The organism is Pseudoalteromonas sp. Isolate6 (assembly GCF_022398435.1).
In the GTDB taxonomy this organism is placed as follows: Bacteria; Pseudomonadota; Gammaproteobacteria; order Enterobacterales; family Alteromonadaceae; genus Pseudoalteromonas; species Pseudoalteromonas galatheae.
In genome coordinates this window covers 1-11,577 of the sequence record NZ_JAKEVK010000147.1, presented here as the reverse complement: position 1 = coordinate 11,577, position 11,577 = coordinate 1, and the positions used below count along the sequence as shown (strand labels likewise).

Sequence of the window (11,577 nt, the reverse complement as noted above, 5' to 3'; positions counted from 1 at the left end):
ATTTATTATGTTTGGATGATGCAGCTTTCACCTCTTCAATTTTATAAATCTTTAGCAGATGAGATCCGCTTAAAAACGCTTGCCATGCTAATGCTAGAAGGTGAGTTATGTGTTTGCGAGCTAATGGTCGCGCTTGAACAAGATAGCCAACCCAAAGTTTCACGACATTTGGCTCAGCTTAAGAAAGCAGAGATCGTGTGTGATCGTAAGCAAAAGCAATGGGTATTTTATTCCATAAACCCAAGGCTGCAGCCATGGATGAAAGCGGTGATAGAAGCAACCGTGGTTAATCAACCAGAATACATTGAGGTAGAGTTGGGAAGACTCAACATGATGGGTGAGCGCCCAACACGTATGGTGGCTTGCTGTAACTAATAATTTGATATTGGAGGGTTTATGACGATTAAAGTAGGGATCAATGGATTTGGTAGAATGGGACGTTTGGCGCTTCGCGCGAGCTTTGACTGGCCTGAAATCGAGTTTGTACAAATTAACGATCCTGCGGGCAACGCCGAGACACTTGCCCATTTATTGGAGTTTGACTCGGTGCATGGCAAGTGGGCACACGCAGTTTCTCATCAAGATGACCATATCATAATAGCTGGTCATCAGTTATCGGTAACCCAAAATAAAGACATTGCTGATACTGACTGGTCACAATGCGATGTAGTTATAGAAGCCTCTGGTAAAATGAAAACCAAAGCTCTACTACAACAATATTTAGATCAGGGTGTTAAAAGGGTTGTCGTTACTGCACCAGTCAAAGAAGACGGCGTGCTAAATATAGTGATGGGTGTGAATGAGCATATTTATGATGAACAGCCACATGAAATAGTGACTGCAGCATCTTGTACTACAAACTGTTTAGCACCTGTTGTTAAAGTACTACAAGACAAAATAGGTATTAAGCATGGCTCAATGACCACAATCCATGATATCACCAATACGCAAACCATTTTGGATGCGCCACATAAGGATTTACGCCGCGCGAGAGCCTGTGGCATGAGTTTAATTCCGACAACAACTGGTTCAGCGACTGCAATCACCCATATTTTTCCAGAATTAAAAGGTAAGTTAAATGGCCACGCTGTTCGTATCCCATTGGCGAATGCATCCTTAACAGACTGTGTGTTCGAGGTCGAACGGCCAACCACAGTAGAAGAGATTAATCACTGGATGGAGCAAGCTGCTGCTACTGAGCTTAAAGGAATTTTAGGATATGAATCACGGCCTTTAGTTTCTATCGATTATAAAACAGATCCGCGCTCTAGCATCGTGGATGCTTTGTCGACCATGGTGGTTAATGGTACTCAGGTTAAATTATACGTGTGGTATGACAACGAGTGGGGTTATGCAAATCGTACCGCGGAATTAGTACGCAAAGTTGGTTTATCGTTAGGCGAATAAAACATTATGCAGCTGAGCACCTTACCTCAAGATATCAAGCAATACCTTATTGTGACAGGTAACTATTGGGCGTTCACCTTGACTGATGGTGCGCTCAGAATGTTGGTGGTACTTTACTTTCATCAATTGGGTTATAACCCGCTTGAAATCGCCATGCTATTTCTCTTTTATGAAATTTTTGGTGTTGTCACCAATTTAATTGGAGGCTGGCTTGGTGCACGTATTGGCTTAAACCGCACTATGAATATTGGCTTAGGCTTACAAATAGCTGCATTATTGATGTTAGTTGTACCAACGCACTGGCTAAGCGTACCTTACGTTATGACCGTGCAGGCGCTTTCTGGTATCGCGAAAGATCTTAATAAAATGAGTGCCAAAAGTGCGATAAAGGCCATTGTAAAATCGGGTGAAGAAGGCACGCTATTTAAGTGGGTTGCAATACTTACCGGCTCTAAAAATGCACTAAAAGGCGTCGGATTTTTTCTTGGGGGGTTGTTGCTTACCTTACTTGGATTTACCGGCGCGATGTGGTTGATGGCAATCATGTTGCTATTAGTTTGGCTATTTAGCCTGATCAGCTTAAAAAGCGATTTAGGTAAGGCTAAAAGTAAACCCAAATTTAGTGATGTATTTTCAAAAAGCCGAGCAATTAATATTTTGTCTGCTGCGCGATTGTTTTTATTTGCCGCGCGGGATGTTTGGTTTGTGGTTGCGCTTCCGGTCTTTTTATCACAGCAGTTCGGTTGGGATCATTGGTGGGTTGGTGGTTTTATGGCTACTTGGGTTATCGGTTATGGCATCGTGCAATCAACAACACCTAGATTTATTAGTCGTGATAAGTTTGCATCAACACCAAGTAAAGTCAGTGGATGGGCGTTATATTTAGCGGCTATTCCGCTGTTGATTGCTATCTCACTTCAAGCACAGCTCTGGACAAGCTTAGCGGTAGTCGTTGGACTTTTGCTCTTTGGCATTGTGTTTGCTATCAATTCATCCCTTCATAGTTACCTTATTGTAAGTTTGGCTGATAGTGATGGAGTGTCACTTGATGTTGGCTTTTATTATATGGCGAACGCTATTGGGCGACTAATTGGTACAGTACTATCAGGTTGGATCTTTTTGGAGTATGGCTTGGCGGCTTGTTTGGTAGTATCAAGCATACTGTTGTTGTTGGCAGGAATAATTTCTCGACGATTACCGAGTTAGTTATAAATGAAGTCTTAGCCGTACTACCCACTTTATTAAAGTAACATTGGCCATACCTTAATTGAGCTTTATTAAAAGTTCGGCCGCTTCTATGTCATTTTGAGGTTATGTCTATGCTGATATTGAGGTGCGCAGGCACCTTCATTCGGCGTGTAATAATAGTTTATTATCTCAATCTGGTTTAAAGAAAATAGCTGATGGGGTATGATGCGCCATACTTTTATTGCAAATTGTTCTCATAATCAATGACATTAGATAAACTTTCCAAAAATAGCGCAGCAACCATCACTTCTCTTACCCATCCAGATACTGCGTTATTAAGTCGAATAATGGCACTTGGAATTATTCCCGGTGAGCAAATAAAAGTCATTAACGTCGCACCACTTGGATGCCCGATACAAGTGAAAATTGGCGATACCTTTGTGAGCGTGCGTAAGGCCGACGCACAGTTCGTTGAAATTGAAGTTTTATAGTTATAAAGGGCTCACGTATGAAAATTGCGTTAGTGGGCAACCCGAACTGCGGGAAAACCACATTATTTAATCGCCTGACCGGCTCTAAACAAAAAGTAGGGAATTGGCCAGGGGTAACTGTCGAGAAAAAATTCGGCTATTTTGCTTTAGAAAACACAAACGTAGAATTGGTAGATTTACCCGGTCTCTATAGCATGGAGCAAATTGAGCCAAGCCAAGATGAGCAAATCGCGTGTGACTTCCTAAAGCAAAATGAAGCTGATGTCATCATTAACATCGTGGATGCCGCTAACTTACAGCGAAATCTAGTATTAACTTCCCAACTGAAAGAGTTAGGTAAACCAATTCTCGTTGTTGCAAATATGGTTGATGTTGCAACTCAGCGCGGGAGAACGCTAGATTTAAAAAGACTCTCTGAACAGTTAGGATTACCTGTAGTGCCTTTCCACGGCGCTAAAGGTACAGGACAAGAAGCGTTGTTGGAACAACTCGCGCAGATCACTCGTTTTCCTAAAACTCCTGTGGCTGCAAATGTCGAAAGCACCAGCAGTGATCCCCTCGAAAAAGCGGTCGCCCGTCACCAAGCAGTAAAAAAATTGGCTGATGGCGTAAGTATCATTACGCCAAAACGTGCAGATACGACAGAAACACTTGATAAAATCGTGCTCAATCGTTGGCTTGGTGTGCCTATTTTCTTAGCCATGATGTATTTAATGTTTACTATTGCGGTTAATGTTGGTGCTGTATTTATCGACTTTTTTGACATCGCCGTGGGTGCCTTACTCATCGATGGTGTAAAGATCCTGCTGGCAGATATTGGCGCACCTCAATGGCTGGGTGTGTTATTGGCTGATGGTTTTGGCGCAGGTATTCAATTGGTGGCGACCTTCATCCCTGTTATTGCTGTGCTGTATCTGTGTTTATCCATTTTGGAAGACAGTGGATATCTTTCTCGGGCCGCGTTTGTGATTGACCGTTTGATGTCATCTATTGGTCTACCTGGCAATGCTTTTGTTCCTTTGATTGTTGGATTCGGCTGTAATGTGCCTGCGGTTATGGCGTCAAGAACGATGGGCCGAGAGTCAGATAGATTACTGACAATTATTATGGCGCCATTTATGTCTTGCGGCGCGCGTTTGACGGTATATGCGTTATTTGCTGCGGCTTTCTTTCCAACGAACGGAGCTAATGTTGTTTTTGGCCTGTATTTGCTTGGCATAGTGGTTGCGGTAGGCTCTGGCTTTTTATTTAGAAAGCAAGTATTCAAAACGCAAAAATTACCCTCGTTTACCGAGATGCCCGCGTATCATATGCCAATTTGGCGCAATATTTTCATCACTACTTGGCAGCGCCTGAGCGGCTTTATCAAACGTGCTGGCAAAACAATTGTCATGGTGGTTATTTTACTCAGTGCATTAAACTCGATTGGTACCGACGGTTCGTTTGGCAATGAGAATACAGATAAATCACTTTTGGCTAAGGCTGCACAAGTGGTCACTCCAATCTTTGAGCCGATTGGGTTAAAAGAGGAAAACTGGCCTGCTACAGTTGGTGTTGTGACTGGTATGTTCGCCAAAGAAGCTATCGTTGGCACTTTAGATGCGCTTTACACCGGTGCTGCAGATGAAGGGGGAGAGTTTTCATTGTTGGCTGCGTTAAAAGAAGCGCTGATGACGATAGTGGACAATAGTAAAGATCTTATTGCAAACCTTGGTGATCCGTTGGGACTTAACGAATTAGAGTCTGGCGCAGAAAGTGGTACTGCGCTACTCACCGCAATGGCCGCGAAATTTAATGGTCAAATCGGTGCATTTAGTTATCTTGTCTTTATCTTGCTCTATACTCCTTGTGTAGCGGTATTAGGTGCAATTAAACGTGAATCAGGCGGTAAGTGGATGTGGCTTGTTATTGGCTGGACGACCTCAATTGCTTATATCATGGCGACTTTAGTCTACCAAGCTAGCCAGTTAAGCACCTCGCCAACGAGTGCTTCGCTTTGGATTGTAGCGATGTTGTTGTTTGGATTTGCGTGGTGGAAAGGGTTGTCTCGACTTGGTAATAGACTCAATCAACCGCCAACCTATCAAATAAACTTAGGTTAGTTATTAAAAGCTTGGTTCCCGGCGCTTAGAGCGCCGTTTTTTATGTTTGGTATCAAGCAAAAAAAAGCAGTGTCAACTGAGTCAACACTGCCAACAACTCTAAATCAATCAAGGGGAGTCTTCACAGAGCAGACTACGCTGTGTTATTGACGGAAGGGTGACGCAATAATGAAAGATTTATGACTGTGAAAATTTCACTTTGCTTCTCGCTAAAAATCGCTTAATTTTTAGTTCTATTTTGCTGTTAACAGGGACAATAATGATAACCAATGATACTTCTCTTATTTTGCGCCACCTTGATACTATTCATGCGCTACTCTCAAATTCATATTGGGCAAAACAGATGCCTAAAGCTTTGCTAGAAAAAGCCATTCAAAATAGCCTGAGTTTCATTTATTTGGATGACAAAGGCGAGTTTCAAGGCTTTTGTCGCGTGATAACTGACTATGCCACCTTTGCCTATCTTGCCGACGTGATAGTTGATGAAAGTGCTAGAGGTAAAGGGGTAGGCAAAGCGATTGTTCAAGCTGTGGTTGAACATCCAGAGCTACAAGGTCTGAGACGCTTTATGTTGGCGACTCTTGATGCGCATACTTTATATGAAAAATTTGGCTTTGTAGCGGTGCCAGATCCAAGTATTTTGATGCAGATCTGCCATCCCACTATATATTCGGATTTACAAGATTAATTTCAGGTTTTTTACTCATTTATATTTTGTTTTTTAGAACGAATACTGGATAAATTCATTTACCCTGAACATAATAAAGACGATAACAACAACAGGTGTTTTTTATTATGTTACTGCTCGCGACTATCTATTTGGCTGCTGCGATATTTGCGGTGCCAATCGCTAAACGGCTAGGGCTTGGCTCTGTGCTTGGATATTTATTGGCAGGGATCTTAATTGGTCCTCACCTTCTTCATCTTGTGGGGGAGCAAACCGACGTCATGCACTTTGCCGAGTTTGGTGTAGTGATGATGCTATTCTTAGTTGGACTGGAGTTACAACCGAAAAGGCTATGGACGATGCGTCGCTCTATAGTTGGTCTAGGTGGTTTACAAGTGGTTATAACAACGGCTGTACTCTATTTCGCGATTGATTTAGCGCTTGGCTTTTTGTGGCAGCAATCATTAGCCATTGCATTAATGTTGGCACTGTCTTCTACCGCCATTGCACTGCAAACCTTAAATGAAAAAGGCTTGATTAAACAATCTGGCGGTCAAAATGCGTTTTCGGTGTTGTTATTTCAAGATATAGCCGTGATCCCCATTCTCGCGATTATGCCGTTGTTAGCATTTAGTGATTTGGCTGTGAGTGATGGTCACGGAAATTTATTACACGCTTTTCCGACTTACCTTCAAGTGGCTATTTCTGTTTTTGTCATTTTAGCTATTATCGCTGCTGGGCACTATGTCGCTGCACCGTTATTTAGATATATCGCCAGCACTCGAATGCGCGAATTATTTACCGTGGTGGCGCTATTTATCGTTATCGCAACTGCGTTATTGATGCAAAGTATTGGTTTATCTCCTGCGCTTGGAACATTTCTCGCGGGTGTCGTCCTCGCGGAAAGTGAATTTCGCCATGAATTAGAAGCCGATATCGAGCCGTTTAAAGGGCTGTTACTTGGGCTATTTTTCATCACAGTCGGCGCATCAATTGATTTTGCTTTATTAGCTGAAAAGTGGTCATTTATTTTGGCTTCAGTGCTGCTGTTAATGGGGTTAAAGGCAGTTATTTTATATTTGTTGGCGATGGCGTTTTCACTGCACCAGCGAGCGACATGGTTATTTACTGCTGCCCTGTGTCAAGGCGGAGAGTTCGCGTTTGTACTACTTTCGGTTACTGGCAGTTTAGCAATCTTAACCCCAGATCAAGCCGCGTTAGTTACGTTGGTTGTTGCGGTATCTATGCTCGGATCGCCCCTCATTTTTATTCTTTATGACAAAATTGTTGAACGTCAGGCCAATACTACTCATGAAGAAGATAGCTTAGAGACGATGGAAGCAACACAAAACGTCATAGTGATCGGCTATGGGCGTTTTGGTCAAGTGATAGGACGTTTGCTCCACGCGCAGGGCTATCATTTGTCGATTTTGGATCACAGTCCAAGTCAAATTGAGCTACTACGTCGCTTTGGCAATCAAGTGTTTTATGGCGATGGTGCACGATTAGATTTGCTTGAAGCCGCAGGGGCTCACGAGGCGCAAATGCTGGTTGTGGCGATTGATGAACCAGATAAAACCCTCGAAATCGTCAGGTTGGCGCAACAACACTTCCCTCATCTAAAACTCGTGGTTCGTGCGACTGACCGTCGTCATGCCTACCAATTGATAAAGTTGGGTGTCACAGCGTTTGAGCGAGAGACCTTTGTCTCTGCTGTGAAGTTAGGTGAACAGGCGCTCAAGTTATTGGGTCATAGTGAAGAAGATGTTGCACGAGCGGGCCACCTCTTTACCAAACACGATGTTGAATCTATGCATATGCTCGCTGATGTGTGGGGAGACGATGAAAGTTATGGTATTGCGATTCGTCAGCGTATGGCAGACCTCAAACAAGTGCTGCAGGCGGACGAAAAAGCACAAGAAGATCTTAATACCTGCCATGGTGAAAATTGTGAAGATAAACCATCAGCTATTGAACGATAGCGTATAAATATTGGGTTAGATCAGTATGTTGAGAGTGACATTAGAGCAATGGCGCATGTTTAGAGCCGTTGTCGAATATGGTGGTTTTAATCAAGCTGCCAAAGAAGTACATAAAAGCCAGTCAAGTATCCACACTGCGGTCCATAAAATTGAAGAGGGCCTTGGTGTTAAGCTTTTTAGAGTCGAAGGGCGAAAGACCTTGTTGACCGAAGCGGGCGAAATGATGCTGCGCCGTGCCAATTATCTATTGGAAGAAGCGGCAAAAGTGGAAGCGGTTGGTCAGACGCTGGGCGAGGGAGTCGAGAGTCAACTGCGCATAGCGGTCGATGAAATTTTTCCACAGCAGGTGCTCTATAAAGTGCTAGAAAATACATCTGCACAATATCCCTTGCTGCGTGTCGAGTTAGTTGAGTCTGTATTAACGGGTGCATCTGAACTTTTGCAAAATACTGACGTAGACATCGCCATTTCTCCTGTGACTTTGCAAGACGGGTTCAGTGAAGAGTTGTGCCAAATCGAGTTTATTGCAGTGGCAAATCCCAATCACGCATTACACCAATTTGGTCGCGCGCTTACATTCGAGGACTTAAAGTCCCATCGTCAAATCGTAGTAAGAGACTCTGCAATCTCGCGTAAAAAAGATGAAGGTTGGTTGGGGGCGCATCAACGTTGGACGGTGAGCCATATGACAACCTCGATAGATATGATAGCGCAAGGCTTAGGATTTGCTTGGTTGCCCATTCCGGCTATCAAAACGCAACTAGACTCTGGCGTTTTGAAACCGCTACCACTATCACAACATAGTCAGCGTAAAGCACAGCTTCATCTCATTTTTAAAGATGGTGACAGGCTTGGGCCCGCCGCGCGCGCATTTATTGGTGAATTAAGATATCAGTGCATGCAGCTGGAAGATTCTATTGAGTAGAATGGTTGATGTTAAATTATCAAATTTTATCCGTTTCAAACAGGCAATAGACTGAGATCATCAACATGCGTTTGGAGCGAAACATGCGATATATTCGAAAAGCACAAGATAGAGGTAAAGCAGATTTTGGTTGGTTACAAAGCCAACATAGTTTCTCATTTGGTCGATATTATGATCCCGCCCACATGGGATTTGGTAATCTTAGGGTGATCAATGATGATACCGTACTTGGTGGTCATGGCTTTGATACTCATGGTCACCGAGATATGGAAATTATTTCCTATGTCATTGACGGTGAATTAGCACATCAAGATAGTATGGGCAATCAGTTTACTGTGGCGGCAGGTGAAGTTCAGAGAATGAGCGCAGGTAGTGGCATTCTTCATTCAGAATATAATGCTTCAAAGACAGCGCCTGCCCATTTTTTACAAATTTGGATAGAGCCAAAGCTTAAAGGCATAACGCCGAGTTATGAACAAATTCAAATTAAACAGAGTAGTGCACTTACGCCAATTGTTACGCCTACAGGCGTGGGGGGCACTCTGAGTATCAATGCTGAAGCTGAAATACACCGTTTGCAGCTACATCAAGGTCAACAGATTCAACTGAATGCGCACACGCAAAAAGCCTATTTGCACATTGTTGGCGGCGAAGTGACGCTCGATAGTGAAGCATTTCAGCAAGGAGACGGTATCGGCCTGAATGCCGGTGACAACATGCAGGTTGCTGCAGTAACAGATGTTGAAGCGCTGTGGTTTTTATTACTTAATTAATAAATTCAGCGCCTCAAATTAAAGGAATTGAAGAATGACAGAACCAATTCAACTTGCAGTAATTGCCCTTGTCGTTCTGCTAAGTGGTATTTCAAAGTCTGGCTTTGCAGGCGCATTAGGGGCGTTTTCTGTTCCAATTTTGATGATGGTGTTGAATCCTAGGGACGCCATTGCGTTGATGCTTCCGCTACTTATCGTGGCGGATGTTTTTAGTCTGAAGAGTTACTGGCGGTTATGGAACATGACGGAACTAAAGCGGTTATTGCCAGGTACGCTAGTCGGGATAGCTTTAGCAACGCTTTTTCTTCAGGGCGTCAGTGAATTTTGGCTGACGGTTGTGATTGCAGCGATGAGCATAATATTTGCGCTTAAAAGCCTACTTATTAAAAATACACCTGAAAGTGTTGGGCACTTAAGGTTACTGGCCGCGAGCACCTCTACAGCAGCTGGTATCTCCACCACCTTAATTCATGCTGGCGGCCCACCACTTATGGTGTATTTTAACGCTCGAAAATTGGAGCCAACGGCTTATATCGCAACGGTTGCGGTACTATTTGCACTGATGAATGTGATTAAGTTGGCGACCTTCTCTGCAACTGGGTTGTTACAGTGGCAACATGTGCTGCTTGCTATTTGTTTTACACCTTTAGCATTGCTCGGTAATAGACTCGGCGTGTACCTTGCGAAACGCTTGCCTAAAAAGCAATTTTTGCTGGTGATGAACGGACTACTGCTCATGCTTGGAGTGGTATTAATTGGTAAATTGCTGTGATGGTATCGGTTACCAAAATCTAGCAAAGTAAATGCCCACAACATGTTGTGGGCATAGAAAGCTATAGCTGCTCTTCCATCTCTTTTTGATACTCATCTGCAAGCTGCGACTTTTCACTTTTATCAAGTACCTTACCTGCACGTTGGAAAAATGCTTGCTCTTCGTCAGCTAAGTGATGCTCAACTTTGTCTTTGAGTTTTTTCAATTTAGTTAGCCAACTAGGATCGGAAAACTCCGTCTTATCCAGTGCTTCAATTAACTCATCAATCTCATGATGCTCGGCGATACCGTGGCGAGAGTCTTCGATCGTCATGTCGCTTTCCATTAACGGGGCGTAAAAGTACCTTTCTTCTGCGATGGCATGCGCTTCTAGCGCGTCTTTCAACTCTTTATAGTACTTTTCACGGACTTTTGAATCACCAGAAGTGTCAGCCAACATATTCAAAAGGGCGCGTTGATGATCATGATCTTGCTTTATTGCATTAAAAATTTCCATGTAGGTTACCTCTTGTTTTAGTTTAAAACGTCTGCTTTGGTAGTGTTTTTGAAAAACGATATGAGCTTGCTCCGGTGCGCTTCATTATTCGTTTTGATGATGAGCAGCCATTTGCCCTCTGCGATTTTATTCATTACTGCTTGATTAAATGCATCTTTATCTGGACGCAAAGAAATAAGGCCTGAAGCAAATAGCCCTATAAATAAGCCGGGGCTTAGTAAAGCGATAAACGTCAAATAAGGATTCGCTTGTGTAAAAGCGGGGCCGTAGCTCACTAACAGTCCGGCGATGAGAAAGCCTAATATCACCCCCATACTGCCAAGGTACAAATGCCAATTGAGCATATTTTTGGCAAGACGACTTTCGCTTTTAGATTCAAGCTTTTTGTCAGCATTCTTATCATTCGGATTGACCAATTCTAGATGCTCATGCTGAACAAGGTGACTATTTAGCAATTCATTTTGCAATTTTTCTGCGGCTACTCTCCCTGTTAGAACAGCCCCAACTCTATGATCTGCATAGGATAATATTTCAAGATTACCCATTACTCCTCCTAAATTCGTTGCAGCTTGTAATTATTCAAACTGCAAGTGTTATACCGACAGAAAGAGTTTTTTAATCTATTGAATTTTATGGATAATTCCGATTTCCGTGGATTCTAAGATTGAATAAATGAAGCACTAGCCAGAAAGAATTACCGAGTAGTTACTACATGTTTTGATACAACATAATGATTTTAAAGATAGGTTAGGGATTARATTGGCATATTTACTC

Annotated in this window: 12 protein-coding genes; 10 read left to right on the top strand and 2 right to left on the bottom strand. The window is 42.9% G+C overall.

Going from position 1 to position 11,577, the window contains the following annotated elements; genetic code table 11:
* The 10 genes from L1D50_RS16815 to L1D50_RS16770 form a co-directional block, all read left to right on the top strand.
* Nucleotides 1-375, top strand: a 375-nt coding sequence (locus tag L1D50_RS16815; RefSeq protein ID WP_239966453.1) for a metalloregulator ArsR/SmtB family transcription factor, incomplete at its 5' end; no start/stop codon positions are given.
* Nucleotides 376-396: 21 nt separating this feature from the next.
* Complete coding sequence (locus tag L1D50_RS16810; RefSeq protein ID WP_138521376.1) at nt 397-1,407, top strand: ArsJ-associated glyceraldehyde-3-phosphate dehydrogenase; 1,011 nt, start codon at nt 397-399, stop codon at nt 1,405-1,407.
* A 6-nt stretch (nt 1,408-1,413) separates the two neighbouring features.
* Nucleotides 1,414-2,613: an organoarsenical effux MFS transporter ArsJ gene (gene arsJ / locus L1D50_RS16805; RefSeq protein WP_138521375.1), complete on the top strand. Its 1,200-nt coding sequence runs from the start codon at nt 1,414-1,416 to the stop codon at nt 2,611-2,613.
* Nucleotides 2,614-2,858: 245 nt separating this feature from the next.
* Nucleotides 2,859-3,086: a FeoA family protein gene (locus L1D50_RS16800; protein WP_095729668.1), complete on the top strand. Its 228-nt coding sequence runs from the start codon at nt 2,859-2,861 to the stop codon at nt 3,084-3,086.
* 17 nt (nt 3,087-3,103) lie between these two features.
* Nucleotides 3,104-5,188: a ferrous iron transport protein B gene (gene feoB, locus L1D50_RS16795; protein WP_128726677.1), complete on the top strand. Its 2,085-nt coding sequence runs from the start codon at nt 3,104-3,106 to the stop codon at nt 5,186-5,188.
* A 259-nt stretch (nt 5,189-5,447) separates the two neighbouring features.
* Nucleotides 5,448-5,876, top strand: coding sequence for a GNAT family N-acetyltransferase (locus L1D50_RS16790; protein WP_128726676.1), 429 nt, complete (start codon nt 5,448-5,450; stop codon nt 5,874-5,876).
* A 107-nt stretch (nt 5,877-5,983) separates the two neighbouring features.
* Entirely contained in the window at nt 5,984-7,837 is a 1,854-nt protein-coding gene (locus L1D50_RS16785; protein WP_239966452.1) for a monovalent cation:proton antiporter-2 (CPA2) family protein, read from the top strand.
* 25 nt (nt 7,838-7,862) lie between these two features.
* On the top strand, nt 7,863-8,762 hold the full coding sequence (locus L1D50_RS16780; protein WP_138521373.1) for a LysR family transcriptional regulator: 900 nt from the start codon (nt 7,863-7,865) through the stop codon (nt 8,760-8,762).
* An 83-nt stretch (nt 8,763-8,845) separates the two neighbouring features.
* Nucleotides 8,846-9,535 (top strand): pirin-like bicupin family protein, encoded by a 690-nt coding sequence (locus L1D50_RS16775; RefSeq protein WP_138521372.1) that lies wholly within the window; start codon nt 8,846-8,848, stop codon nt 9,533-9,535.
* Nucleotides 9,536-9,569: 34 nt separating this feature from the next.
* Nucleotides 9,570-10,307: a sulfite exporter TauE/SafE family protein gene (locus L1D50_RS16770; RefSeq protein ID WP_138521371.1), complete on the top strand. Its 738-nt coding sequence runs from the start codon at nt 9,570-9,572 to the stop codon at nt 10,305-10,307.
* Between the two features lie 61 nt (nt 10,308-10,368).
* Here the strand turns inward: L1D50_RS16770 and L1D50_RS16765 are convergent, their stop codons facing one another.
* Both L1D50_RS16765 and L1D50_RS16760 read right to left on the bottom strand, forming a co-directional pair.
* Entirely contained in the window at nt 10,369-10,803 is a 435-nt protein-coding gene (locus L1D50_RS16765) for a hemerythrin domain-containing protein (protein WP_128726671.1), read from the bottom strand.
* Nucleotides 10,804-10,820: 17 nt separating this feature from the next.
* Complete coding sequence (locus tag L1D50_RS16760; protein ID WP_128726670.1) at nt 10,821-11,348, bottom strand: hypothetical protein; 528 nt, start codon at nt 11,346-11,348, stop codon at nt 10,821-10,823.
* Between the last annotated feature and the right edge of the window lie 229 nt (nt 11,349-11,577).

Coding starts and splice junctions, on each gene's coding strand:
- L1D50_RS16810 (WP_138521376.1), top strand. CDS start 397: ATGACGATTAAAGTAGGGATCAATGGATTTGGTAGAATGGGACGTTTG.
- arsJ (WP_138521375.1), top strand. CDS start 1,414: ATGCAGCTGAGCACCTTACCTCAAGATATCAAGCAATACCTTATTGTG.
- L1D50_RS16800 (WP_095729668.1), top strand. CDS start 2,859: ATGACATTAGATAAACTTTCCAAAAATAGCGCAGCAACCATCACTTCT.
- feoB (WP_128726677.1), top strand. CDS start 3,104: ATGAAAATTGCGTTAGTGGGCAACCCGAACTGCGGGAAAACCACATTA.
- L1D50_RS16790 (WP_128726676.1), top strand. CDS start 5,448: ATGATAACCAATGATACTTCTCTTATTTTGCGCCACCTTGATACTATT.
- L1D50_RS16785 (WP_239966452.1), top strand. CDS start 5,984: ATGTTACTGCTCGCGACTATCTATTTGGCTGCTGCGATATTTGCGGTG.
- L1D50_RS16780 (WP_138521373.1), top strand. CDS start 7,863: ATGTTGAGAGTGACATTAGAGCAATGGCGCATGTTTAGAGCCGTTGTC.
- L1D50_RS16775 (WP_138521372.1), top strand. CDS start 8,846: ATGCGATATATTCGAAAAGCACAAGATAGAGGTAAAGCAGATTTTGGT.
- L1D50_RS16770 (WP_138521371.1), top strand. CDS start 9,570: ATGACAGAACCAATTCAACTTGCAGTAATTGCCCTTGTCGTTCTGCTA.
- L1D50_RS16765 (WP_128726671.1), bottom strand. CDS start 10,803: ATGGAAATTTTTAATGCAATAAAGCAAGATCATGATCATCAACGCGCC.
- L1D50_RS16760 (WP_128726670.1), bottom strand. CDS start 11,348: ATGGGTAATCTTGAAATATTATCCTATGCAGATCATAGAGTTGGGGCT.